This is a genomic window from Vibrio sp. 704, assembly GCF_033339295.1.
Genome location: NZ_JAWOUH010000017.1, coordinates 1 through 25,080 on the forward strand (window position 1 = coordinate 1; position 25,080 = coordinate 25,080).

Annotated in this window: 18 protein-coding genes, 5 tRNA genes and 1 rRNA gene; 13 read left to right on the top strand and 11 right to left on the bottom strand. The window is 45.3% G+C overall.

All coding sequences use genetic code 11. The features are described 5' to 3' along the window. A 5S ribosomal RNA gene (rrf, locus tag R7R24_RS18530) occupies positions 1-98 on the top strand; the annotation flags it as partial. Positions 99-189: 91 nt separating this feature from the next. On the opposite strand, the gene ilvY is transcribed toward rrf, so the two are convergent. Next, positions 190-1,080: an HTH-type transcriptional activator IlvY gene (gene ilvY / locus R7R24_RS18535; RefSeq protein ID WP_005379097.1), complete on the bottom strand. Its 891-nt coding sequence runs from the start codon at positions 1,078-1,080 to the stop codon at positions 190-192. A gap of 143 nt (positions 1,081-1,223) precedes the next feature. Here ilvY and ilvC point away from each other — a divergent pair, with 143 nt between their 5' ends. Further along, entirely contained in the window at positions 1,224-2,708 is a 1,485-nt protein-coding gene (ilvC, locus tag R7R24_RS18540; RefSeq protein WP_054579525.1) for a ketol-acid reductoisomerase, read from the top strand. Positions 2,709-2,986: 278 nt separating this feature from the next. Here ilvC and ubiK read toward each other — a convergent pair whose 3' ends face one another. The 4 genes from ubiK to R7R24_RS18560 form a co-directional block, all read right to left on the bottom strand. Further along, positions 2,987-3,238, bottom strand: coding sequence for a ubiquinone biosynthesis accessory factor UbiK (gene ubiK, locus R7R24_RS18545; protein WP_005379099.1), 252 nt, complete (start codon positions 3,236-3,238; stop codon positions 2,987-2,989). A 131-nt stretch (positions 3,239-3,369) separates the two neighbouring features. Next, entirely contained in the window at positions 3,370-6,492 is a 3,123-nt protein-coding gene (gene vmeD, locus R7R24_RS18550) for a multidrug efflux RND transporter permease subunit VmeD (protein WP_053303440.1), read from the bottom strand. 12 nt (positions 6,493-6,504) lie between these two features. Then, the gene (gene vmeC / locus R7R24_RS18555) at positions 6,505-7,611 is read right to left on the bottom strand and encodes a multidrug efflux RND transporter periplasmic adaptor subunit VmeC (protein ID WP_005379101.1); all 1,107 of its coding nucleotides are present in this window, start codon (positions 7,609-7,611) and stop codon (positions 6,505-6,507) included. Positions 7,612-7,629: 18 nt separating this feature from the next. Further along, positions 7,630-8,211 carry a TetR/AcrR family transcriptional regulator gene (locus R7R24_RS18560; RefSeq protein ID WP_005384254.1) on the bottom strand — a complete coding sequence of 194 codons (582 nt, stop codon included), beginning with the start codon at positions 8,209-8,211 and terminating at the stop codon, positions 7,630-7,632. 170 nt (positions 8,212-8,381) lie between these two features. On the opposite strand from R7R24_RS18560, the gene rep reads away from it, so the two are divergent. Continuing rightward, complete coding sequence (gene rep, locus R7R24_RS18565; protein ID WP_206947053.1) at positions 8,382-10,397, top strand: DNA helicase Rep; 2,016 nt, start codon at positions 8,382-8,384, stop codon at positions 10,395-10,397. Positions 10,398-10,470: 73 nt separating this feature from the next. Here rep and R7R24_RS18570 read toward each other — a convergent pair whose 3' ends face one another. Beyond that, a complete protein-coding gene (locus R7R24_RS18570) occupies positions 10,471-10,884 on the bottom strand; it encodes a c-type cytochrome (RefSeq protein ID WP_005384252.1) in 414 nt (137 codons plus the stop codon). Between the two features lie 335 nt (positions 10,885-11,219). On the opposite strand from R7R24_RS18570, the gene R7R24_RS18575 reads away from it, so the two are divergent. The 5 genes from R7R24_RS18575 (at position 11,220) to R7R24_RS18595 (ending at position 11,816) form a co-directional block, all read left to right on the top strand. Continuing rightward, positions 11,220-11,296: transfer RNA gene (locus tag R7R24_RS18575), tRNA-Arg, on the top strand. A 33-nt stretch (positions 11,297-11,329) separates the two neighbouring features. Beyond that, positions 11,330-11,405, top strand: a tRNA-His gene (locus tag R7R24_RS18580). A 69-nt stretch (positions 11,406-11,474) separates the two neighbouring features. Further along, positions 11,475-11,551: transfer RNA gene (locus R7R24_RS18585), tRNA-Pro, on the top strand. 48 nt (positions 11,552-11,599) lie between these two features. Further along, positions 11,600-11,675 (top strand) — tRNA-His (locus tag R7R24_RS18590). A 64-nt stretch (positions 11,676-11,739) separates the two neighbouring features. Further along, positions 11,740-11,816: transfer RNA gene (locus R7R24_RS18595), tRNA-Pro, on the top strand. A 338-nt stretch (positions 11,817-12,154) separates the two neighbouring features. Here R7R24_RS18595 and R7R24_RS18600 read toward each other — a convergent pair. Continuing rightward, positions 12,155-12,880, bottom strand: coding sequence for an HAD family hydrolase (locus R7R24_RS18600; protein WP_033907401.1), 726 nt, complete (start codon positions 12,878-12,880; stop codon positions 12,155-12,157). Positions 12,881-13,541: 661 nt separating this feature from the next. Between R7R24_RS18600 and R7R24_RS18605 the strand changes: the two genes are divergently transcribed. The 5 genes from R7R24_RS18605 (at position 13,542) to R7R24_RS18625 (ending at position 20,152) form a co-directional block, all read left to right on the top strand. Beyond that, the gene (locus R7R24_RS18605) at positions 13,542-15,257 is read left to right on the top strand and encodes a dipeptide ABC transporter ATP-binding protein (RefSeq protein ID WP_005379108.1); all 1,716 of its coding nucleotides are present in this window, start codon (positions 13,542-13,544) and stop codon (positions 15,255-15,257) included. A 92-nt stretch (positions 15,258-15,349) separates the two neighbouring features. Beyond that, complete coding sequence (locus tag R7R24_RS18610; RefSeq protein WP_054579526.1) at positions 15,350-16,903, top strand: ABC transporter substrate-binding protein; 1,554 nt, start codon at positions 15,350-15,352, stop codon at positions 16,901-16,903. 147 nt (positions 16,904-17,050) lie between these two features. Further along, positions 17,051-18,028, top strand: a complete 978-nt coding sequence (locus R7R24_RS18615; protein WP_005379110.1) for an ABC transporter permease — start codon at positions 17,051-17,053, stop codon at positions 18,026-18,028. Between the two features lie 2 nt (positions 18,029-18,030). Next, a complete protein-coding gene (locus tag R7R24_RS18620; RefSeq protein ID WP_191116213.1) occupies positions 18,031-18,981 on the top strand; it encodes an ABC transporter permease in 951 nt (316 codons plus the stop codon). Between the two features lie 157 nt (positions 18,982-19,138). Beyond that, positions 19,139-20,152 (top strand): SPOR domain-containing protein, encoded by a 1,014-nt coding sequence (locus R7R24_RS18625; RefSeq protein ID WP_053307264.1) that lies wholly within the window; start codon positions 19,139-19,141, stop codon positions 20,150-20,152. 75 nt (positions 20,153-20,227) lie between these two features. Here the strand turns inward: R7R24_RS18625 and R7R24_RS18630 are convergent, their stop codons facing one another. From R7R24_RS18630 to R7R24_RS18645, 4 genes are all read right to left on the bottom strand, one after another. After that, the gene (locus R7R24_RS18630; RefSeq protein ID WP_012841245.1) at positions 20,228-20,371 is read right to left on the bottom strand and encodes a hypothetical protein; all 144 of its coding nucleotides are present in this window, start codon (positions 20,369-20,371) and stop codon (positions 20,228-20,230) included. Beyond that, complete coding sequence (locus tag R7R24_RS18635; RefSeq protein WP_064353502.1) at positions 20,361-22,682, bottom strand: hypothetical protein; 2,322 nt, start codon at positions 22,680-22,682, stop codon at positions 20,361-20,363. The genes R7R24_RS18630 and R7R24_RS18635 overlap by 11 nt, the downstream gene beginning before the upstream one ends. Positions 22,683-22,944: 262 nt before the next feature. Beyond that, on the bottom strand, positions 22,945-24,504 hold the full coding sequence (locus R7R24_RS18640; protein WP_064353503.1) for a hypothetical protein: 1,560 nt from the start codon (positions 24,502-24,504) through the stop codon (positions 22,945-22,947). Positions 24,505-24,506: 2 nt separating this feature from the next. Further along, entirely contained in the window at positions 24,507-25,079 is a 573-nt protein-coding gene (locus R7R24_RS18645; protein ID WP_064353504.1) for a sigma-70 family RNA polymerase sigma factor, read from the bottom strand. Between the last annotated feature and the right edge of the window lies 1 nt (position 25,080).

The following is a 25,080-nucleotide window of genomic DNA, read 5'->3' on the forward strand; positions in this document are numbered from 1 at the left end:
TGGACCCACCTGATTTCCATGCCGAACTCAGAAGTGAAACGAAATAGCGCCGATGGTAGTGTGGGGCTTCCCCATGTGAGAGTAGGACATCGCCAGGCTTTAAATTTAAGAAGCCCGCTCGAAAGAGCGGGCTTTTTTGCATCTATAGAGTTTTAAAATTAGCTCACTTTATACCTAAAAAGTGTTCATCTAAGGTGCGATATACTTGCTCTCTGCAACCTTCCAAAAGGCTTTAACAAGCGGATTCTCCAGCTGAGTTTTGTTGCAGCAAACACCAAGTTTAAAAGGTTTAATTGGTAAGACTTTTAAACGATTTATCTTTTCTCTTACCGGACTGTTGTTGATTACAACATCAGGTGCGATACCTACTCCACACCCCAATGCAACCATACTTACGATGGCTTCATGTCCGGAGGTTTGTGCGTAGATCTTTGGCTTTATTTTCATTTGTTTGAGCCAAGTATTGGCCCTGTCCCTTGCCGTTCCTGCTTCTGGGAGTATGAATGGAATGACCGACCAGTCTGGTTTTTCTTTTTGTAGCTCTTCAGCAAACGCACTAACCCCAACAGGTACGATGACAGAAAGTGGGATTTCACTGATCGTTTCAAATGCGATTTTATTTGGCATCTGTTCTGACTTGGCTGATATGGCAATATCGGCTTCATCTGCTAGTATTTTGTCGATCGCTTGAGCTGGATCGCCGGTTGATAGTTTGAATTCAATGAAAGGGTTCTGAATACGAAAGTCAGATATTAGCTCCGGAAGATGGCTGTAGCTTGCAGTAACAGAACAAAAGAGACGGATTTCTCCTTTCAATTCATCCTCGGTTCCCTTCAGGTGACTCTGATACTGCTGCCATTCGCCAAGAATCTTTAAGGCGACTGGGACTAGCTTTTTACCTTGGATAGTTAAATCAACGCTACGGTTGTCGCGTAAAAACAATTGTTGGCTGGTTTCCTCCTCTAATTTTTGTATCTGTCGGCTTAAGGCTGAAGGGCTAATATGCATTGCCGCTGCGGTCTTGGCGAAACTTTTACTCTCACAGAGATGAATGAAAAGTTGCAGGCTTTTGATATTCATTAAATTTTCATTTCCATGTTGCATAAATTGCAATAACTAATTGTGAATATATCACTTTAAGCAATCTCATGTCTGTTTTAGTATGAAGTTATTCGGTAAGGCAATTACTGACCTCAATGGAAGAATCTCAAAGGAGCACCCAGATGGCTAATTATTTCAATACCCTAAACTTGCGCGAGCAGTTGGACCAATTAGGTCGTTGTCGTTTTATGGACCGCAGTGAGTTCGCTTCAGAAGCGGATTATCTGAAAGGTAAGAAAGTAGTCATTGTAGGTTGTGGTGCTCAAGGTCTTAACCAAGGTCTGAACATGCGCGACTCTGGTCTAGACGTTGCTTATGCGCTTCGCCAAGCCGCGATTGATGAGCAACGCCAGTCATTCAAAAACGCAAAAGACAACGGTTTTGAGGTAGGTAGCTACGAAACGCTAATTCCACAAGCTGATCTAGTAGTAAACCTTACTCCAGATAAGCAGCACACAAACGTTGTTGAGACGGTAATGCCGTTAATGAAAAAAGGCGCAGCACTGGGTTACTCTCATGGTTTCAACGTTGTTGAAGAAGGCATGCAAATCCGTAAAGACCTAACGGTAGTAATGGTTGCACCTAAATGTCCAGGTACGGAAGTTCGTGAAGAATACAAGCGCGGTTTCGGCGTACCGACTCTTATCGCTGTTCACCCAGAGAACGACCCAAAATGTGAAGGTTGGGATATCGCGAAAGCTTGGGCAGCAGCAACCGGTGGTCACCGTGCTGGCTGTCTAGAGTCTTCTTTCGTTGCTGAGGTGAAATCTGACCTAATGGGTGAGCAAACTATCCTTTGTGGCATGCTACAGGCTGGCTCTATCGTGTGTTACGAGAAGATGATTGCTGATGGTATCGATCCTGGCTACGCAGGCAAGCTTCTTCAATACGGCTGGGAAACGATCACGGAAGCTCTGAAGTTTGGTGGTATCACTCACATGATGGATCGCCTAACTAACCCTGCAAAAGTGAAAGCATTTGAGCTTTCTGAAGAGCTAAAAGAACTGATGCGTCCGCTATACAACAAGCACATGGATGACATCATCACCGGTCACTTCTCTAGCACTATGATGGCTGACTGGGCAAACGACGATGCAAATCTACTAGGCTGGCGTGCAGAAACAGGTGAAACTGCTTTCGAAAACTACCCAGAAACTGACGTAGAAATCTCTGAGCAAGAGTACTTCGATAACGGTATATTGATGGTTGCTATGGTTCGTGCGGGTGTTGAGCTAGCATTCGAAGCGATGACGGCATCTGGCATCATCGATGAGTCTGCTTACTACGAGTCTCTACACGAGCTGCCACTTATCGCAAACACTATCGCACGTAAGCGTTTATACGAGATGAACGTGGTTATCTCAGACACTGCGGAATACGGTAACTACCTGTTCGCTAACGTAGCAACGCCGCTTCTACGTGAGAAGTTTATGCCAGCCGTAAATACTGACGTAATTGGTAAAGGTTTAGGTGAAACGTCTAACCAAGTGGATAACGCGACTCTTATCGCTGTGAATGAAACAATCCGTAACCACCCTGTAGAGTACATCGGTGAAGAGCTACGTGGTTACATGACTGATATGAAGCGTATCGCGGTGGGCGGCTAAATGACTGGCCTTAAGGCTCCATTTCGGTGTCGAAGGTGCTCGTTTACTATCGTAAAGTCCGCGCCTTCTCCTAGAAATGAAACCTTAATACAGCGTAATTTACTTAGTCTCAAGTAACGCAGTAGATAAACTCCAGGCAGACTGGAGTGATAAATACAAAATAAAACACAACATCTAATCAAAAGGCTTGGTCGCCGTTGACCAAGCCTTTTTGTTTTTAGCCGATTTATCTGCGCGCCGATAAGAAAAACGCTCCTTTGTGAGGAGCGCTTTGATACTTATTTTTCAGCAAGCTTTTCTTCAAGTTGCGCCAACTTCTGTTCCATTTCTGTTAGCTTTTGACGTGTACGTAGTAAAACTTGAGTTTGAACATCAAACTCTTCGCGACTTACAACATCTAGCTTGTTTAGCTGGCCTTGGATTACTTGACGAACTTTCTGATCGACATCAGAGCCCAATTCTTTTACAGGTTGAGGCATTGAGTCGTGAATCTGTTTAGCAATTTGCTCTAATTTCTTTGGGTCAAACATAGTGGCTAAAACTCCTTTTGATTTGTCCTCATTTTAAGTAAATGATACGTGAAAGTCGCCATTTAGATGGCAAAAAAGAGAGCGGCAATAAAAAAGGCCACCGAAGTGACCTTTTTGAATGCCTTAATAGCTTATCTGTTATCCGCTAATTCACGATGAGCTGCTTTCGCTTCGTCAACTCGCGCTAACTTCTCCAAGTCTTTGTCTTCAACAAATACTGGCAGAGGTTTGTGTTTTTCAGCTAGGTAGCTGTAAATCACAGGTAGTACAAATAGTGTGAACAGTGTACCGATTGCAAGGCCAGCAACGATGACGATACCGATACTGAAACGTTGCGCGGCACCTGCACCTGTTGCGTACATCAGTGGGATAAGACCTGCGATCATCGCAGCAGTGGTCATTAGGATAGGGCGAAGACGCACTTTCGCAGCTTCCATCACCGCATCAATACGAGACAGTTTATTATGTAACTGCTCTTCCTTGGCGACTTCACAGATCAAGATACCGTGCTTGGTTATTAGGCCGACCAGCGTGATCAAACCAACCTGCGAGTAGATGTTCATCGAGGCCGTACCCCAGGCCAATGCGATCAAGGCACCACATATTGCCAGAGGTACAGATACCATGATGACAATAGGATCGCGGAGTGATTCAAATTGAATCGCCAGAACGAGGAAGATGATCGCAAGTGCAAGACCGAAGGTTGCATACAAGGCACTACCTTCCGTTACAAACTGACGAGATTCGCCCATGTAATCGTGGTTATAGCCTGCAGGCAGCTTGGTTTGTGCAATATTTTCAAACCAGTCGATTGCGTCACCCATAGCAACACTAGGCGATGGTACTGCACCCACAGTCGCTGAGTTTAGCTGGTTGAAGTGTGGCAAAGAGCGAGGCTCAGCCACCACATCGATAGTAATCAGACTGCCTAATGGAACCGCTTTACCATCCACAGAGCGTACATAGTAGTTCTTCATCGATTCTGGGTTTAGACGCCATTTACGCTCAACTTGAGGGATCACCTCATACGAGCGGCCATTCAGGTCGATTCGGTTTACATAACCATCTGCCATCATGGTGCTGAGAGTGATGCCAATGTCTTGCATAGTCACACCGTAGGCACCCGCTTTGTCTTTATCGATCTTGATCTTCATCGTTGCTGAATCGTAGTTCAAATCCAGGTCGGAATAGACAAACATTGGGCTACTTGCAACATCGGTTAGAATATCGCTAGCGATAGTAAACAAGCTCTCGAAGCTATTTGGTGTTGTAATTACAAACTGAACAGGTAGACCTGAGCCTGCACCTGGAAGCTCTGGCATTTGGAATGCAGTGACAGACATACCAGGTACACTTGATACTAGGCCACCCACACGTTTCGTGATTTCAGATTGGCTTGCCTCTCGTTCACTCCAAGGCTTCAATGTTGCTAGGCCAAACGCTTGGTTTGAGTTTGGTACACCATTAAAGACCTGCGCGTATTCCACTTCCGGTTGATCTGAGAGTATTTGGTTTACGTCATCCATGGTATTTTGGATATAGTCCAAGTTCGCGTTTGATGGGGCGGTACCCATCAGCATTACCACACCTTTATCTTCAGATGGTGCTAGTTCGCTAGGAATAAACTTGAACAAGACCGGTAAGCTTGCAAATACAATGATTGCAAACGCAATAACAACCGGACGATGAGCCATTACCGCTTTCAACATGCCTTCGTAACGAGTGGTCATGCCATCAAGGATATGGTGAACTTTTTGCTCAAACTTGCTTGGCTTCTCGTTCGCCTTCAGCATCTTCGAACACATCATTGGTGATAGTGTCAAAGCGATGATGCCGGATACGAATACTGAACCTGCCAGTGTCAAAGCGAACTCTTTGAACAATGAACCGGTGATACCACCCATCAATGCGATCGGTGCGTACACTGCACCTAGCGTCAATGTCATCGCGATAACTGGAACCGCAATTTCACGTGTACCAATGATTGCAGCTCGGAATGGTGATTCCCCTTCTTTGATGTGACGGTCAACGTTTTCTAGTACAACGATCGCGTCATCCACCACCAGACCGATGGCAAGCACCATCGCCAGTAGCGTCATCAAGTTCCAAGAGAAACCCATTGCCTGCATCACCATTGCCACACCAATCAATGAAAGTGGAATGGTCACGATAGGAATGATTACCGCGCGGAATGAACCTAGGAACAGTGTGATAACCACAAGTACGATGACCGCTGCTTCAAGAATCGTTTTCACTACTTCGTGAATCGATTCGTTGATGGCGATAGTTGAGTCGTACATCACGTTCATTTTGATGTTGCTTGGTAGGTTGCGCTCAAGTTGAGGCAACAGATCAAGTACGTCTGCCGCGATGTTGATCGGGTTAGCACTTGGCGCTGCGTTGATCGCCGCAACCACGGCTTCTTGACCGTTTGCACTTGCGCGATAAACGTCGTGACTTTTCTCTAGCGTTACTTTAGCGATATCACCTAGGCGGATGACATCCCCTTCACCAGTTTTCACGACCAATGCTTCAAGTTCAGCAACGTTTGATACCTGAGTATCTGCGCTACCGTTATAAAGCACGAACTCACCCGTCGCTTGACCGGTTGCAGATTGGTAGTTGTTGGCGTTAAGAACGCTCATCACATCGGTTGCGGTCAACTTCAAAGCGCCCATTTTGGCAGGATCTAGCCATACGCGCAGTGCGTACTTCATACCACCATACAGGTCAACTTTGGACACACCGTTTACGGTGAACAACTGCGGGTTGATTACACGCTCAAGGTAGTCAGTGATCTGGCTTGAAGATAACTCGTCACTCGTAAAGCCGATGTACAGTACCGCCGTTGTCGAACCTGTCGACATGGTTACGGTTGGGTCTTCGGCTTCTTTTGGTAGCTGTGAACGTACCGAGTTGGTTTTCGCCAGAATGTCAGACAACGCCGCATTTGGATCAGTATTCAACTTCATGTTTACAGTAATGGTCGATTTACCCAGTACCGATTGCGAAGTCATGTAATCAATATTATCGGCTTGCGCTACCGCTTGCTCCAATGGCTGAGTAATAAAGCCTTGGATCAAGTTGGCACTTGCACCGTAGTAACTGGTGGTCACGGTGACCACCGTATTCGTCATTTCAGGGTATTCACGAACCTGCATTTTGAACACCGCTTGCAAACCAAGCAATGCAATCAAAAAGCTGATCGATACCGCTAAAACTGGACGTTTTATAAAAACATCTGTAAAGCGCATGATGCCTCCAACTTAAAGCATTGGTGTTTCAGCAGGTGGGGTAGTTGCATCGCTTTCGACAATGCTTACTTTCGCATGGTTACTCAAACGGACTTGACCCGACGTCACCACTACATCACCTGGCTTCACGCCTTCTAGAATGTGTGCGATATCTTTAGAGCGTTCGCCAACTTTTACCACATGCTGCTTAACGCGTTTTTCGCCATCTTCTTCTGTTACGATGTAAACATTGTCGCCATACAGCGTAAATGTGATCGCGGTTTGAGGTAGAGTGACCTGATTTTCTAATTTAGGCAGAATGATGTTTGCACGCGCGAACATACCACTACGTAGTTTGCCGTCACTGTTAGGGATATCCGCTTGAACTTGAATCAAACCACTTTGTACGTTTACAGCTGGTTCAATCGCAGAAATAGACCCTTTGAAAGGTTGGTCTGGATAAGCGTCAACAAAGATATCCACTTCTTGATCGATATTGATACGTGAAATATCGGTTTGTGGCACGGTGAAGCGCAAGCGCATCACGCTGGTATCTTCAAGGCGAACAATATCGGTGCCCGCCTGTAGGTACTGACCGAGGTACACGTTACGAATACCTACCACACCATCAAATGGCGCTTTGATTTCGCGTCGGTCGATGGTTGCTTTCAGGCTTTCAATATCCGCTTTTAAGGAGAAGTAGTTTGCTTCTGCTTCGTCATACGCTTCTTTAGAAATAGAGCCTTTTTTGAATAGCCCTTGGTAGCGTTTGTATTTCGCTTCTGCCGCTGGCAACTTAGCTTGCGAGCTCTTCAAATTTGCTTTTTCGACTTCAGAATCAAGCAACACTAATGGCTGACCCGATTTAACTTGAGTACCGGAATCAAACGCGATTTTATCGATAACACCGCTGGTCTCATTTGCTACCGTCACGCCTTGGTTTGGCTCGATAAAACCAATTGCTTCGATGACTGGTACCCAATCCACCGCTTGCACTTCTGTCACGGTTACTGGGAACTCAGGTTCAGGACGGTTTGCCATGTATTCAGCGATCTTTTGTTGCTTAAATAAATTGAAACCTATCACGCTGCCGAACAAGAGAACGGCGATAAGTAACATAAAGAAAGTCCACTTTTTCATTCTATTAAGAACTCCAAGTTAGTGTTTAATAATTGCATCCCAACTGGCTTCAATAGCGGCCTCTAATGCCGTCTTATCCAGTTGATAAAATCCCAAAGCGTGTTTCCGAGCAAGTGCAACACTTGCCTCAAAACTTAATCCAGAAAGTACTTCGTTATCGAGAAGCTTGAATACTCCCTCGTCTTTACCCTGATTAAAAAGAAGATCTACTTGGGCAAACATTTGTCTCTCAAGTTCCCGAGCTTTGCTACTATTTGAACAGGGTAAAGATTCATATTGGACTCGGTTGCTGATCGCACTTAAGTTCGAGCTCGCTAGATTCCAAATATTGAGCCACATGGTTCGATAACGCTGTTTTAAAGGCATCTCTTCACTAACACCTAGTTGCACCGCAGTAGCAACACGCTTAGCAACGTTAAGGCGTAGTTCCTCTAAAAGATGTTCTTTATCTGAGAAATAACGGTAAATCGTCCCTGCTGCGACACCTGCCTCATTGGCGAGCTTTTGCATGGAAAGCCCTTGAAAGCCAGATTCAGCAATGAGTTGTTCAGCAGCGACTAAGATTTGTTCTCGTTTATCTACAGCAGGGTTATCCTTCATAATGTCACCCTTTAGTGAATGAACGTTCATTCATTATAGCTTAAATACCCGCCATTTATGCAACAGAATATTGCACTTAATTGGTGTGAAAATTACAAGAAATCAGCATAGCTTTCACGAGGCCACCCCTTTATCATAGGCGCCACATTCATCACCCGCAGAGAATTTCTATGAAGCTGAACCCTAGTCAAGATGAAGCCGTGAAATACGTGTCTGGTCCATGCCTAGTGCTAGCTGGTGCTGGCTCGGGCAAAACTCGTGTTATTACCAATAAAATCGCTTATCTGGTTCAGCAATGTGGTTACAAAGCGCGTAACATTGCTGCGGTGACGTTTACCAACAAAGCAGCACGTGAAATGAAGGAGCGTGTAGGTCAAACGTTAGGGAAAGGTGAGTCTAAAGGTTTGATGGTATCAACATTCCACACTTTAGGATTGAACATCATCAAGCGTGAGTACAAGCATTTAGGGTTGAAAGCGGGCTTCTCACTGTTTGATGACCAAGACCAGCTAGCGCTGCTCAAAGAACTTACCGAAAAGCAGCTTGATGGTGATAAAGATCTGCTACGTCAGCTTCTGAGTTGTATTTCCAACTGGAAAAACGACATGTTGACGCCAGAGCAAGCCAAAGCGCGTGCGCAAGGTGAACAGCAACAATTGTTTGCGTTCTGTTTTGATATGTACCAAAAGCAAATGAAAGCCTATAACGCGCTCGATTTTGATGACCTAATTTTGATGCCCGTTTTACTCTTACGTAATCATGAAGATGTTCGTCAGCGTTGGCAGAATCGTATCCGTTACCTACTGGTTGACGAGTATCAAGATACCAACACGAGTCAGTATGAGCTGGTCAAATTAATTGTCGGAGAACGTGGGCGATTGACGGTTGTAGGGGATGACGATCAGTCTATTTATTCATGGCGTGGTGCGAAACCTCAGAACCTCGTGTTGCTGGGTGAAGATTATCCGAATTTGCGTTTGATTAAGCTAGAGCAAAACTACCGTTCAACGAGTCGAATCCTGCGTGCGGCCAACATTTTGATAGCTAACAACCCTCACGTCTATGAGAAGTCTTTGTTCTCTGAAATTCCTGACGGTGAAAAACTCAAAGTGTTGTTGGCTAAAAATGAAGAGCACGAAGCAGAGCGCGTAACGGGTGAACTAATTGCGCATAAGTTCCTAAACCGTACCGAATATAAAGATTATGCGATTCTATATCGTGGTAACCACCAATCACGTTTGATTGAAAAGTCTCTGATGCAAAACCGTGTACCGTATAAAATTTCTGGTGGCACCTCGTTTTTTGCACGCGCAGAGATTAAAGACATCATGGCGTATTTGCGTGTTTTGGTTAATCCGGATGACGACAATGCATTTTTGCGCATTGTGAACACTCCGCGACGTGAAATTGGCCCAGTAACGTTAGAGAAATTAGGCAGTTATGCCAATATGCGAGGCAAGAGCCTGTTTGAGTCGAGCTTTGAAATGGGGCTCGAACAGCACCTAACGGGACGTGGCCTAGAAAACCTGCGTCGTTTCACCCAATGGCTAGTGGCGATTGCTGATCAAGCTGAGCGTGGTGATACCGTCGAAGCGGTTCGTTCGCTAGTTCGTGATATCCATTATGAAGATTGGCTATACGAAACTTCAACAAGTCCGAAAGCCGCTGAAATGCGAATGAAGAACGTTTCTGACCTTTATTCATGGATAGTGGCGGACCTAGAGGGTGACAACTACGATCAAGAAGAGAAAACGTTAAAAGAAGTCGTTCAACGTTTGACCTTGCGTGACATGATGGAGCGCGGTGAAGAAGATGAAGACAGTGATGCAGTACAACTGATGACCTTGCACGCATCAAAAGGCCTTGAGTTCCCATATGTATACTTAATTGGGTCCGAAGAAGGTATTTTACCGCACCAAACCAGTATTGATGAAGATAACGTGGAAGAAGAGCGTCGCCTGATGTACGTTGGTATTACTCGAGCGCAACGTGAACTGACTTTCACTATGTGCAAAGAGCGTCGGCAGTTTGGCGAGTTGATCAAACCTACTCAAAGCCGCTTTTTGGATGAGTTGCCATTTGATGACGTTGAATGGGAAGTAAACAAAAAGCCAGTATCAGCAGAAGAGCGTATGGCGAAAGGTCAAGCACACATTGCCAATATTCGAGCAATGTTTAAGAAGTAAAGTAACCTTGTTCTCACTGACTAAAAACAAAAAGGCTTGCCAACTGGCAAGCCTTTTTCGTTGATGTCTTTACTTATAGACCTTCAATCATGTGGTCAATTGCTGCGATGATTTCATCGTCAGAACAGTCCATACAGGTTCCTTTGGCTGGCATCGCATTGAAGCCTTCTAATGCGTGCTTCACTAACGTATCTTTGCCTTGTGCAATACGTGGTGCCCAATCATCGGCATTACCTGTTTTAGGTGCGCCGTTTACACCAGATGCGTGACAAGCAATACAAAAAGTACCATAAACTGTGGCGCCATCACGTGGACCGGTTGGTTCTTCTTTCACTGGCTCAGAACCTGCTAGATAAACATCACCGACAGGTTGGATGCGTTCTGCGATCGCATCGTATTCAGTTTGGCTGATGTCAGAAGCTAAAGCTGCCGTAGAAAACGTTAAGGCAGCGAACAAAACGCTAATCATTTGTCGAGACATATCCATTAAACCCACTTCACATTCCCGAGGTAAGTGACTTACCTATTTATATAGTTAGAGTATTAATGCCGAGCAGAGAAATCATTAAATTCCACTGAATGGCATAGAATGATTAGACAACTTGGTTGCAGCTGTTAAATCAATGTAAATAATGGGTGATTATATCCCGATAACTTGTTGCAATAAACAACAAGTTATCCATGACAGGGCGTGAATCACATCAAAAATCCACTTTAACGGAAGATAACTGTCGAAAAAGAGACCAAACGATAAAAAAAGTAAAAAAAGTACTAGACGGCATAGTGTGATATCCGTATTATTCCACTCCGCCGATAGGGCATGCGCCCGTAGCTCAGTTGGATAGAGCGTTGGCCTCCGGAGCCAAAGGTCGAAGGTTCGAATCCTTTCGGGCGTACCATTGCCTCGGAGGATACATCGGTAAAAATCAGTGGTGGCTATAGCTCAGTTGGTAGAGCCCCGGATTGTGATTCCGGTTGTCGCGAGTTCAAGTCTCGTTAGCCACCCCATTCTTTCTTTTTTAGATTGAATGCGGTAGCATTGCTCCCAATCTTGATTCAATCAAGATAAAACATCGTCGGTGAATAGCGCAGCTTGGTAGCGCATCTGGTTTGGGACCAGAGGGTCGGGGGTTCGAATCCCTCTTCACCGACCACTATTTAGTTTATGGCTCGAATAGAGCGGTAAACAGCAAAAATTGATGGTGGCTATAGCTCAGTTGGTAGAGCCCTGGATTGTGATTCCGGTGGTCGCGAGTTCGAATCTCGTTAGCCACCCCATTAATTAAGGTGACTTCTTAGTTGAAGTGTCCTGTCTGATTTGAGAAAATCAGTAAATACAGTTCGGTGAATAGCGCAGCTTGGTAGCGCATCTGGTTTGGGACCAGAGGGTCGGGGGTTCGAATCCCTCTTCACCGACCACTATTAGAAAGCCTGCTTTTTAGCAGGCTTTCGTCGTTTTAGAGTTTATGATCTCGCTTGGACTGTATTAGTCGGTAATGTATCAATGGATTTGAACCCAAGTGGGGTTCGCCTGAAGTTAGAATTCGGCTCTTCACCGACCGCTATTTAGAGCCTCAGTCGAAAGACTGGGGCTTTTTTGCATCTCTCCTGAAAAGAATCGACATTCCATTTCAATTTTCCCCAAAAGTGTACAGCTCTAGGGGCTTTTGACCACCTATGATCCAAATGCTTTTCGAGCTGACAAAATAAACCCCAGAGCAGTGTCTGGGGGGTTGTAGTTTTCTAATCCGCTGCTTTTATTGGGCGAGTGTTTTAAGGATTTCTTTTACTTCTACCGTTTTTTGGATTTCAAAACTTGGCGTTATATCCGTTGAGTTACTTGCGCCTGTCGCATTCACCCACACACTCAAAATGCCCATATTGTTAGCGCCAGCAATGTCAGCAGGTAAAGAGTCGCCCACGTGTAGAGCCTCTTCTGGTTTTACTTCGACCAAGTCGAGCGCTTTTTGGAAAATACTTGTAGCAGGTTTCTCTTCTGGCTCTTCTCCTCCCACAATAATATGGTCCACCCAGTTGCTCATTTGTGTCGCGTTTAATTTAGGGTGTTGAGAAAAAATCGGGCCGTTAGTGATCACGACGAGTTTGTAATGTTGACGAAGGTCGCTGAGCATTTCTTTTACACCAGGGAAGAAAGTGAACGCGCCCATACGTGCAGAGTCAAAGTAGTCTTGAGCTTGTTGAGCCTCTTTTGCAGTGATGCTGACGCCTTGCTCCGCCAAGATGTTTTGGATCAGGCCACAACGGAAGGCATTTTCATCGGGTAGCAGAGCCACAAGGTGAGGGAACTCAGCATTCAGCTTTTTGTATACACCCTGCAAGTAGCGCTGCAAAAACGCTTTTGGCTCGGTAACTTGTGGATAGGTCTTATGAATCCAAGTTGTAAACGCTTGTCCTGCAACTTTATCGGCTTGTGACGTTGCACATAAAGTCTCGTCCATATCAAAAAAAATCGCTTTAAGCACAGGGGCTCCTTTTATTTACGGCTTGGCTTTGACACTGTTCATCTATTATCCCACTCTCAATTGTGTCGTAAAGGGTTAAAACCGGCGAGTTTTCTTATGACGTACGAATGAGGATAGCGGTACTTTCCTTTGCTTAGTCAATAAACCGCTTAAGTGGCGCATATTCTGCGTTGGAGCAGGATTTGTGTGGTTTTGCTGTTTTGTTCACGTTTTGACCTATCCTTTCTCTTCCTAAGTTTGGCTTTTTGTATTTGCCGACTATTTTATTAATAGTTTTTTATGTTGAAAAAACACTTTTTGCATATGATATTGTTTGTTAAATGTTAATAAATGCACATGAATAATATGGTTAATGATCTTGTTTAGCTCATGTTTACTTTTAGAGCATTTTTCTAGTTTTATTGGTGCATGACGCACAAAAATAGTGTGATATGAAAATAGTTAAATACTTGTTAATGCATTTTTATTCGCTAATTGTGCGTTTATTTAATGTTTTTTCGGCGGAATATACTTTAATTGTTGCTTTTTTGTGTGATTTTTGCCAAATTATTTCCGCATTAAGATTTCAGAGTATTATTCTGAATTTGAACGGATTCATTCAGGTGATGAATGGTGCTTTTGGCATGATTCGATACCACAGACAAGGCAGTAGAGGTCTGAAATGTCACTATTAGAAGTGAAAAACCTTCGTATTGAATACCCATCCCGACACGGCGTTCACGCTGCCGTGAAGTCACTTTCTTTTCATATTGAACGTGGTGAAATCGTGGGTGTTGTTGGCGAATCAGGTGCGGGTAAATCCACCGTTGGTAACGCCGTTATTGATTTGCTTAGCCCTCCAGGTCGCGTTGCTAGCGGCGATGTTTTCTTGGATGGAGAAAAAATTTCTGGCCTATCACCAGAAGCGATGCGTAAGGTTCGCGGCTCGAAAATAGGTTTTATTTTCCAAGATCCGATGACCTCGCTCAATCCACTTTTTACTGTTGAGCAACAGCTGAAAGAGACGATCCACGCCAACATGAAGGTCTCTGATGAAGAGGCGTATCAGCGCGCGCTTTCTCTTATGCAGCAGGTTGGTATTCCTCAACCAGAAAACCGCTTAAAGCAGTACCCGCACCAATTCTCTGGTGGTATGCGTCAGCGTGTTGTCATTGCCATTGCTTTGGCTGGTGAGCCTGATCTCATCATTGCGGACGAACCAACTACGGCGTTAGACGTTTCTATCCAAGACCAAATCCTCAACTTGATCCGCGAGCTGTGTATCAAGAACAATGTCGGCTGTATGTTGGTTACTCACGATATGGGTGTCGTCTCCAACGTCACCGATCGCGTGGCGGTAATGTATCGTGGTGACTTGGTGGAGTTTGGACCAACAGCCAAAGTATTGGGCGATCCTGATCACTCTTATACTCGCAGTCTAATTTCAGCGGTACCACGTTCAGACAGAAAGCTAGATCGTTTCCCGTTAGTAAGCTATATCGAAGAAGCGGCGGAAATGGAGCCACTCGATATCAAGAACCACTGGTTAGGACAAAGCCAAGATGAACGTGAGTACACTGGCCCGCTTTTGGACGTGAAGAACGTCAATCTTCGCTTTGTGACCAAAGACTCTTTGTTCGAGAGCCGCCGAGAATACGTGCAAGCATCTAATAATGTGAGCTTTGAAGTGCACGAAGGCGAAACCTTTGGTTTGGTGGGCGAGTCTGGTTCAGGTAAATCGACCATTGCACGTGTGATTGCTGGTTTATACCAACCTAACTCTGGTCAGGTGAAATTCGAGGGCATTGACCTGACCGCTTTAACCTCTGAGAAAGAGCGCCGCCCGATGCGTCGTCAAATGCAGATGGTGTTCCAAAACCCATATACTTCAATGAACCCTCGTATGAAGGTATTCGATATTATTGCTGAGCCAATCCGTTTCCATAAATTGACGAAAAACGAGTCGGAAACTCGCCAAATCGTGAATGACCTATTGGATCATGTTGGTTTGGGTCGAATGGCTGGGCTTAAGTACCCTCATGAATTCTCCGGTGGTCAGCGTCAGCGTATTTCTATTGCGCGTGCGTTGGCGACTCGTCCTCGACTTTTGATTTGTGATGAACCGACCTCAGCACTGGACGTATCGGTACAGGCACAAATTCTAAACTTGCTGAAAGATCTGCAAAGTGAGCTGAACTTGACTATGTTGTTTATCAGCCACGATTTACCTGTTATTCGTCAGATGTGTGACCGAGTAGGTGTGATGCAAATGGGTACACTTTTAGAAGTGGCACCAACAGAACAGTTATTCACGGCACCTCAACACGAATACAGCAAAAAATTGATTTCTCTGATGCCGGAGTTTACTGGCTTGCGAGAAGAGATCGAAACGGCATAAACCAAGCAATTCGCTTGGCTAACCTCTAGTCATAACAAAGACGCAAACACAACAACAAGGGATCCGTATCCCCGCATGAAGGAGTTATGCAAATGAAAACCATGAAAAGCAAATTAGCAGTGGCGCTAATGGCTGCGGGCCTAAGCTTTAACGCAATGGCAGCAGATATCAAAGTTGGCTATGCAGCTGACCCAGTATCGCTTGATCCACATGAGCAGCTATCAGGTGGCACACTGCAAATGTCACACATGGTATTTGATCCGTTGGTTCGCTTTACTCAAAAAATGGATTTCGAGCCTCGCCTAGCAGAAAGCTGGGAACGCATAAACGATACGACTGTTCGTTTCAAACTGCGTGAAGGTGTGAAATTCCATTCTGGCAATACTCTAACGACTGACGACGTCGTGTGGACGTTCCAGCGTTTACAAAGCTCTCCTGACTTTAAAAACATCTTCGACCCGTACGAGAAAATCGTCAAAGTTGACGACAACACGTTCGATCTTGTAACTAAAGGTCCTTACCCACTAGTGCTGCAAACCGCAACGTACATTTTCCCTATGGACAGCAAGTTCTACACGGGCAAAACTGCGGACGGCAAAGACAAGTCTGAGCTAGTGAAGCACGGTAACTCATTTGCATCGACTAACGTATCTGGCACGGGTCCATTCATTGTGACTTCACGTGAACAGGGCGTAAAAGTGGAATTTGAACGCTTTAAAGATTACTGGGACAAAGAGTCGAAAGGTAATGTTGATAAGCTAACGCTTGTGCCAATTAAAGAAGACGCAACTCGTGTAGCAGCGCTGCTTTCTGGCGGTGTTGACATGATTCACCCTGTAGCGCCAAACGACCACAAACGCGTTGAAGATGCTGACGGCATCGACCTAGTCACGCTGCCTGGTACTCGTATTATCACGTTCCAACTAAACCAAAACAGCAACGAAGCATTGAAAGACGTTCGCGTTCGCCAAGCGATTGTTCACGCAATCAATAACGAAGGTATTGTGAAGAAAATCATGAAAGGCTTCGCAACGGCCGCTGGTCAGCAAAGCCCGGCAGGTTACGTAGGTCACGATGACAAACTGGTTCCTCGCTACGATTTGAAGAAAGCGAAAGAACTGATGAAAGAAGCGGGTTACGAAAACGGCCTGACGCTAACGATGATTGCACCAAACAACCGTTACGTGAATGATGCGAAAGTAGCACAAGCGGCGGCGGCAATGTTGTCTAAGATCGGTATCAAGGTTGATCTGAAGACCATGCCAAAAGCGCAGTACTGGCCTGAGTTCGACAAGTGTGCGGCAGACATGCTGATGATCGGTTGGCACTCAGATACAGAAGACTCAGCGAACTTCAACGAGTTCCTAACTATGACTCGTAACGAAGAAACCGGTCGTGGTCAGTACAACTGTGGTTACTACTCAAACCCAGAAATGGACAAAGTGGTTGAAGCTGCGAACGTAGAGACGGACCCTGCGAAACGTGCAGAAATGCTGAAGGGCGTAGAAGCGACACTATACAACGACGCAGCATTCGTACCGCTACACTGGCAAAGTGAAGCATGGGGCGCGAAGTCTAACGTAAAAGCGGCAGATATCGTTAACCCAATGGTAATGCCTTACTTCGGTGACCTAGTGGTTGAATAATCACGGTTAGTCGACTTTGAGGAGGGATGGATTTCCCTCCTCAACTTAAAGCACTCGACTCAGTTTTGTTTCAGTCGGATTGAGTTGGCTATTTAGACTGAATTTTCTCTCTAATTTAGAGATCTATGGATAGTTAAGGGGCAAGGAATGTTTTCGTTTCTGGTCAAGCGCCTGTTTCAGGCACTGATAGTGATGTTTGTGATCAGTTTGGTGGCGTTTGCCATTCAGGACAACCTGGGTGATCCGCTGCGTGAGCTTGTAGGTCAGTCGGTTTCGGAATCGGAGCGTCAAGCGCTACGCGACGACTTGGGCCTGAACGATCCCTTTATCACAAAGTACACGCGCTTTGTGGGTAATGCACTGCAAGGTGATTTGGGTACCTCATATTTTTTCAAGCGACCTGCGGTTGAGGTGATTCTCGACAAGCTGGTAGCTACATTAGAGCTCGTGTTTGGCGCGACGCTTATCATCATTGTTTTCTCTATTCCGCTTGGGGTGTACTCTGCGATTCATCCTAAGAGTGTTTTTACCAAATTTGTCATGGCGATGAGCAGTGTCGGTATCTCGATTCCGGTGTTCTTAACCGCAATCATGCTGATGTATGTCTTCTCCATAGAACTCGGTTGGTTGCCTTCCTATGGGCGAGGTGAAACCGCTAACGTACTCGGTTGGGAATCTGGCTTCTTTACCATTGATGGTATCAAGCACCTCATCCTACCTTGTATTGCGCTAGCGTCTATCATGCTGCCGTTGTTCATCCGCTTGGTGCGTTCAGAAATGCTGGAAGTTCTGAGTTCGGAATACATTAAGTTCGCCAAAGCAAAAGGTTTGAACTTACAAAAGATTTATTACCAACATGCACTTAAGAACACCATGCTACCAGTATTGACGGTAGGTGGCGTGCAGATTGGTACCATGGTGGCCTACACCATTCTTACTGAAACCGTGTTCCAATGGCCGGGCACTGGCTTCCTTTTCCTAGAGGCAATCAACCGTGTAGATACACCGCTGATCACTGCCTACGTTATCTTTGTTGGTCTGATCTTCGTGGTAACCAATACCATCGTTGACTTGCTGTACGGCATCATCAACCCAACTGTGAACCTAACTGGAAAAGGAGCTTAATCATGAGCCAATCAAATTTAACACCAGCTCCTGCTCTATCAGCGTGGCAGCGTTTCAAAGAGTCAGATTTTCTGTATTATTTCAAACGCGACAAAGTGGCGATGGCGAGTTTTACCGTCTTTATGATGTTCTTAGTATTGGCATTGGCTGCACCGATTCTTGCGCCAACAGACCCGTACGATCTGACGTCTATCGACATCATGGATTCTGAGTTGCCACCTTCGTGGATGGAAGATGGCGATGAACGCTTTGTGTTGGGTACTGACGAGCAAGGTCGCGATATTTTATCGACCATTCTTTACGGCTCTCGTCTGTCTCTAACCATCGGCTTCCTGGCGGTTGGTCTTCAGTTGGTACTGGGTATCATCATTGGTTTGTCGGCGGGTTATTTCGGCGGCCGTATCGATAGCTTCTTGATGCGTTTTGCAGACGTACAGTTGTCGTTCTCGACCATGATGGTGGCGATCATCGTGTCAGCTATCTTCAAAGCCAGTTTTGGCAGTGATTTTTACAGCCAATATGCGGTGGTCATGCTGGTGGTGATCATCGGTGTGGCAGAATGGCCGCAATACGCACGGACTATTCGTGCCTCGGTATTGGCAGAGAAGAAGAAAGAATACGTCGAAGCGGCGCGTGTGATGGGCTTTAAAGCTCCGCGAATCATGTTCCGTCACATTCTGCCGAACTGTCTATCGCCAATCTTGGTTATCTCGACGGTACAGGTAGCGAACGCGATCATGTCGGAAGCGGCGCTGTCATTCCTAGGCTTAGGTCTGCCAGTCGATCAACCGTCTCTGGGGGCGCTAATCAGCATCGGCTTTAACTACATCTTCTCTGGTGCATGGTGGATTACTGCTTTCCCAGGCATCGTGCTAGTAACATTGGTTTTGGTTATCAACCTGTTGGGCGACTGGCTACGTGATGTATTCAACCCGAAACTGTACAAAGGATAAGAATTTTCCCACCAAGCGTTGTAAATTCGCTTAATTCCTTCCTAAACTGAGAGCCGGATGCAAATTCCGGCTCTTTTTTTGCTAGTTATTCTTTGTTCACATTTTTTTGGCGCTTTTCCGCCATGATGACCTTACCCACTAATTTAGAGTGAAGTGTATGGAAATGAAGAAGGCCCAACGCCCATCTAACGTCTTCCAAGCAAGCCTGGCTTTGGGTTTGTTGCTGGTATGCGCCCAGTTTTCTAATCCAGTTGAGGCGGAGGAGTTCCTTTGCCAAGCCACTCAAGCCAGCGAGAAAGAATTACCGATGCTTGAGAAAACGTGCCCAATTGGTAACGGAGTATGGGGAAAGAAAGTGCCGCAGGGGGGCAACTACCTTTACTGGATTCAATGCGGATTGCTACCCAAGCCTATGTCTCTCGCGAAAGCTAAGCCTCTCTATAGTAAAATCACGACTGACGTATGGATGAAGCCTGAATCCAAAGGCTATCGTTGTTTGATTGGACCTTACAAGGCATTGTCTGATGCGAGGGATGACTTACGAGGAGTCAAAACCTTGTCGAATTACAAAGAGGCGTTCATCCGCGTGGTTGGAAAAGAGAGTAAACAGTCTACGACACCATCTAAACCCGCTGTGCCGTCGAAATCAGCCGCATCTTCGGTTAAGCCAACACCGACGGTGACCCCGAAACCCGCGCCAGTTCCTGCCGTGCGAGCTGATACCGACGCCTTTAAAGCTCCGGAAGAGAAGTCAAAGACCAAGGTAAAAAATACACGTGATAATTCTTCGTCCAAGCCTGTTGCTAAGACCAAAGCGAAGCCAGTTGTGAGCGGGAATGATGACATTGAAGTTCGGTTGAGAACCTCCTTACAAGGCAAAACGTACGTGGTCCCATATTTACTCGATCACCATAATCAGTTTTACATGGAACATGGTAAGCCGTGGAACCGCCTCAACTACGAAAACTCGCACAAAGTATGTCAGCAACTGGGTATGAGCTTAGCCAACCCTGCAGAGTTTAAAGCGCTGAGGGCGTCTGGGGTGATGGAAAAAAATCAATGGCCACTGCAACTGCCGTATTGGGGCAAAGATAAGAAAGGTTTGTTCGCCGATCGTGAGCCCAATCAGCTCACCGGGACCTCATTATTGAACGTGGTGTGCGTGAAATAACGACTCAGATATTGTGGTCAAAATATAGAAGAAAGCCCCGAGTTCGGGGCTTTTTTGCGGTCTCAAATATTATCGCTATTTGAGTGGCGTTTCTTTGTGACAGTTAGAGCAGATATACACTTCTTTGATGCCGACCAATCGTTCCCAAAGTGTTCTGCGTCTTCTGCGCAAATGCACGCTATCACAGCAAGGGTTAACGATGGTTGCTTTAGTCATCATCACCAGGCTCCAAAATCGGTAGTGAACTCGCGATGCTTGTCATGGCTTCTTTGCTGTTAGAGTACAGACCATATTCCGGTGCGGATTCATGACCGTTTTGTTCTTTACTCCAACGAATACCAATATAAAAGTCACCAAAATCGCGGTTGATGTAACGATGACGAGTTTTGTAATCTGACTCTGAGCCTGTTTCTTCTAGAATCAGCAGTTCACGGTCTTCATCATTCTGGATTTCCCAATTACCTGGAGTTTGGAATCCTGTTGGCATGAACGAAGTGTAGTTGTAAGTATCAGTGTCGTATTCGTACGCACCTGACGAGTATTTCAGGACTGTGTCGTCGCCTGTGCCATTACTTTCTACCATCAAGTCATGCTCTAACGTGCCGTGTTTGATGTGTTCTGCAACCGAAAGTGATTCTGCAAATGGGGTATTGCTTGAGTCCATCCAGAACAGCTCATCATCTGAGATTTTAACGATCATTTGAGTGCCGTTATGCTCGGTTTTGTGCTGGTACAACATTTCATACTCGTCGCCGTAGCTGTTGTATAGCTTACCGTCTTTCAGCTCAACGTCGTTACAGTCTTTATTGTTGTATTCCGTGTAACCAGTTTGTTGGTCCAGATCGGCAAGAATGGCGTAAGCATCGTGTTCCCATGTGTCTTTTAGGAAGTCACTGATGTTCGCTTTGTACTCTTGATTCATCTCATCGTGGTTTGAACCCCAGCAGAATAGTAGGCCTTCAGAATCTTGCATCAACATGGCGTAGCCAATTTCACCATCTTTCTGTGCAAAGCTACCCATTTTCCATTCTTGACCGTTGAAGTGCTCGTGAGTGAAGCCCAAAGTCGGTACTACTGGTGGTGGCGTGACGCCTTCGATAACCGTTGGCATGCTGAGCGCAATTTGTACCGCGGTATGGCCATCTGTTGCGCTAATCGCAAGTACTGCTCCAGCTTCACCTGCTTTTGTTGGTGTGCCTTTAATGGTGATAATTGCATTACCATCCTCAGATACTGTTAGACCTTCAATGTCTACATAGTCCGCTGAGTAGTCGGTAATTTGACCGTCTTTATCTTGGAACAAACCAGAAATATCGAGTGTTTGTTCAAACACTTCACCTTGTTGTAGGTACCAACCATCAACGATGGACTGCAGACGCGCTTGTTCTGTTTCTACAACCATTGGTGGTAAGTTTGCCGATTCGATTTCGAACTGAAATACGGTGCTTACCGTACCCAAAACCTTACCTGACGAATCAATGTCTTGCGCCGTTAGAACAATCTCAAAATCACCAGCTTTCTCTACGATTGCAGTTGGATGTAGAACAATCAGGTTGCCAGTTTGCACAACTTCAATGCCTGTGCCTGCAAAGTTGTGCGTCAGTTTGGTTGTCACAAGGTTTTGGTCTTTGTCTGCAAATAGACCTTCAATGTCTAGCTCTAAGCCATCAAAGTCCACGCCTTGTACGATTTTTGGTAGTTTTTCTAGCTTATCTTTAGCTGCCTTTTCGACGATTTTGTTTACGGTTAGCTTGTTATTAACTGCCGTTTCAGGTGCTAAGGTGTCGCTGTGTGGGGTCGCGTCAGTGATGATTGGACGTAGATTTGGGTCATTGATGTTTTCGCCAGATGCAACAAGACGTTCCACTTCTTGGTTTGCCGCTTGAGCAAACTCCGTGGCTTTTTTCTCGTAATTCGTTGGGTTTTGTGCTTTCGAGTCGGTCAGAATCTGAGCGGTTTTATGTAGTTCGGCGTTTTTTGTCGCACCTTCAACAAAATCACTGTACAGATCAATTGGTGCTTCTTCTGAGCCTCCTAGCGCTTGGTTTACTTTCGCTTTCGCGTCTTCTTCACTAATGGCTGGATCCTTTGCCATTTCAATCGCCACAAGATCCGTGATAGGTGAAATCACGTTTGATGATGTTGGTGCACGGAATACGATTTCGTGCGCCATAGCTTGGCCTGGATGATCCATATCTACCGTGTATTTGCCAGCGTACTCTTTCGCATCCAAGGCGATGAGCTGTTTCTGCTTTGAACCGTTTGGTGTGATGGTCTGTAGCGCTAGAGTGCTTTCTGGTTTTGCATCCAATTTCAGTTGACCTTTCTCATCGGTCAGACCAAGGAATGTTTCTTGAGTGTCCCATTGGCCGTTGTTGTTCGTATCTTCAAAAACAACGGCATGCTTGAAGTAGCCGTCAAAACCTGTGATCACAACGCCGTCGTTAGCACTGTTTGAACCACCATCTGAACCGCCACAGCCTGTAAGAGCGATAGCCACTGACGCTGCTAGTAAACTCACCTTATTCATTATTTATTTGTCCTTGTTTCGTTTCCGAATGAGAAAGTCGCTTTTTTTATTATTTTTTTCTTTATATCTCACTAGTGAGATATAAGAGAGTGGTGTCTTTTTAATGACTATTGAGCTTAGGTTCAAGACACGAAAATCCGCACAAAACCCGTAAAATTTATTTCTATTTTTTGTCTATGATGGAAAATTTATAATTTGATCACGGTTCCAGTTTTATTTTGGGAATGATTGTTTTGTTAAAATAACCACCGGTAAAAAAGGTTTATTGGGTGCCGCTAAGGACAGGGGCGTGATAAATCATGTTGATCTTAAATTCCTCAACGCGATCAGCAAATTGAGGGTGAGGTTTAAGCACATAACTGTAGACTTCGCCTGGAATGAATATGTCGTAATCTGTGTATTCAAGGTTGTAAAACATAAATGTTCGTTGCCAGTAATCATCTGGCCATTCAGCACAATGTATTGGAGTTACGCCGTCAAAATCCATTGAGCTAGAGATAATATCGGCAAACTCGCCTCGCCCCGCTACGATAGAGCTGTACCAGTAAAATAAATAATCATGACAAAATAGGTCATGTTGATTTGATTTCATATTGAGATCAGAGTCCAGCTTGTGCACTGGTTCGTTACCCTGAACACTTCTATCAAATATGTAGTTGCTAGCAGTCCCGTTTATGTAACCCCCTCCTGAAATGGGAAAGAGGTAGTCAAACAACGTTCCTTGATATTCGTACTCACCAGTGTGGACATTGATGCGTTTTTCCATCGATTGCTTGTTTTTTTGCATGGTGTAGCTTTCGAATTGTTTACCATCAAACACGGTGGTGAAGTAGTTCCGAGTATCTTCATGAACCTGAGATGGGTATTCTTTTTTGATGGTCCAAATTTGGCGTACACCTTGGACATAAACGATCAACGAGTCATCACTGATTTTGTACTTGCCCACTTTTTTCAAGTCTCCCTTTTCAGGACACTGGCGTTTGTTGTGTGAGGCGGCATAACTTACTTCGCCCCCCTCAAACTGAAAGGCCTCGCAATACACCACTTCATACGCGTACGCGATACCGGCAAGATTTTGTGTCGTCTCTAGGCGATAAACTACATCGCCAACTAACGAGTGTTCTGTGTCATTTTGATCGGGTGTGATAACGGGTAACTCAAAGCGCGTTGTGACCCATGCATGATCGCTATTACCGTGATAATCATCGCGCGCTGCTACCGCTAAATATGTGGTGGTTTTTATTTCCTCAGGCGCTCCTTGCACCATCATTTGTCCTTGGTTGAGGACTCTTAACCCATTGGCGTTTTCAAGCCAAATCTGAGTGGTGAGGAGATCGCCATCTGGGTCTTCAAAAAGCTGGTTAAGGTTGAGCGAATAACTCACCGGAGAGTTTTGTTTCAGCTCCCAAGCATAAATAATGGTTTGTAGCTGCTGTTCCACAGTGAGGTTGATGATGGGTTTATTATTCTCTGATGGGTCCTCTTGTGGTCGGCTGTTCTTATCACCCAATGCTGACTCGTAAAACGTGTTGTCTTCTGTGGTATGAAATGGATTCGTAACAGGGCCTGGTTGTCCTAAAAGGGCGGAGTTAAATGCGTCATCTCCCGTTTTTTTAGGAGTGCGATCCAACGCAGAACCTGTCAACGCTTGCTTTACTTCAACTAAAGATGTGCGCTCATATTGACGATGTGCTTGCTGGGTTGACTTGTCGGCGTTGTCTGACGAGTCTTTCACAGATGCCAAATTGTGTTTGTTTGAAATGAAGTAAATACCGAACAAACCGACGCATACTGCGCCGATTATCCAAAGCTTTTTGTTCATGATTACGTGTGCGCCATTCGTGATTGTAGCCAACTGCGAGAGAATTTGAGGTCTTTCTCTATCAGGCTTGCGCTGCACTCGAGTAGCTCACTGATTTCTTGGTTTTTCATGCCCATTAAATACTTGAGTTTGAGTGCGCTCGATTGGCGTGGATAGCGGCTACTGAAACTATCCAGAGCTTTATCCATGATAATCAATTGCTCGAAACGATCTTCTTCATCTCTCATCAATGTAATGTGTTGACGCTTTTGTGCTTGGTGCGAGCGTGCGTTATCGATCAAGATTTGACGCATCACTTTGGCGGCCATCAAAAAGAAATCACGTTTTGTTTCAATTTCACTCATGTCGCAGTTGGACATTTTCAGGTAAGCATCATGAATTAATGCCGTGGTGCTGTTGACGCTGTCTGCCAATACTTTGTTGTTGGTGCCGTACTTTTCTGCATTTCGTTCACGCTCATGTTGGGCGATCTTACGCAACTGTAAATAAGCAAACTGATAGAGCTCGCTCTCAGCTCGTTTATCACCAGATTGCCATTGTTGAATGATTTGTGTCAGTGCTACTGCTGTTGCCATG

Bases quoted from the DNA above. Each gene is read 5' to 3' on its own strand.
- R7R24_RS18615 (WP_005379110.1), top strand. From the start codon at position 17,051: ATGTTTTCGTTTCTGGTCAAGCGCCTGTTTCAGGCACTGATAGTGATG.
- ilvC (WP_054579525.1), top strand. From the start codon at position 1,224: ATGGCTAATTATTTCAATACCCTAAACTTGCGCGAGCAGTTGGACCAA.
- ubiK (WP_005379099.1), bottom strand. From the start codon at position 3,238: ATGTTTGACCCAAAGAAATTAGAGCAAATTGCTAAACAGATTCACGAC.
- R7R24_RS18605 (WP_005379108.1), top strand. From the start codon at position 13,542: ATGTCACTATTAGAAGTGAAAAACCTTCGTATTGAATACCCATCCCGA.
- R7R24_RS18620 (WP_191116213.1), top strand. From the start codon at position 18,031: ATGAGCCAATCAAATTTAACACCAGCTCCTGCTCTATCAGCGTGGCAG.
- R7R24_RS18570 (WP_005384252.1), bottom strand. From the start codon at position 10,884: ATGGATATGTCTCGACAAATGATTAGCGTTTTGTTCGCTGCCTTAACG.
- R7R24_RS18645 (WP_064353504.1), bottom strand. From the start codon at position 25,079: ATGGCAACAGCAGTAGCACTGACACAAATCATTCAACAATGGCAATCT.
- R7R24_RS18635 (WP_064353502.1), bottom strand. From the start codon at position 22,682: ATGAATAAGGTGAGTTTACTAGCAGCGTCAGTGGCTATCGCTCTTACA.
- R7R24_RS18610 (WP_054579526.1), top strand. From the start codon at position 15,350: ATGAAAACCATGAAAAGCAAATTAGCAGTGGCGCTAATGGCTGCGGGC.
- vmeC (WP_005379101.1), bottom strand. From the start codon at position 7,611: ATGAAAAAGTGGACTTTCTTTATGTTACTTATCGCCGTTCTCTTGTTC.
- rep (WP_206947053.1), top strand. From the start codon at position 8,382: ATGAAGCTGAACCCTAGTCAAGATGAAGCCGTGAAATACGTGTCTGGT.
- R7R24_RS18640 (WP_064353503.1), bottom strand. From the start codon at position 24,504: ATGAACAAAAAGCTTTGGATAATCGGCGCAGTATGCGTCGGTTTGTTC.
- ilvY (WP_005379097.1), bottom strand. From the start codon at position 1,080: ATGAATATCAAAAGCCTGCAACTTTTCATTCATCTCTGTGAGAGTAAA.
- R7R24_RS18625 (WP_053307264.1), top strand. From the start codon at position 19,139: ATGGAAATGAAGAAGGCCCAACGCCCATCTAACGTCTTCCAAGCAAGC.
- vmeD (WP_053303440.1), bottom strand. From the start codon at position 6,492: ATGCGCTTTACAGATGTTTTTATAAAACGTCCAGTTTTAGCGGTATCG.
- R7R24_RS18630 (WP_012841245.1), bottom strand. From the start codon at position 20,371: ATGATGACTAAAGCAACCATCGTTAACCCTTGCTGTGATAGCGTGCAT.
- R7R24_RS18560 (WP_005384254.1), bottom strand. From the start codon at position 8,211: ATGAAGGATAACCCTGCTGTAGATAAACGAGAACAAATCTTAGTCGCT.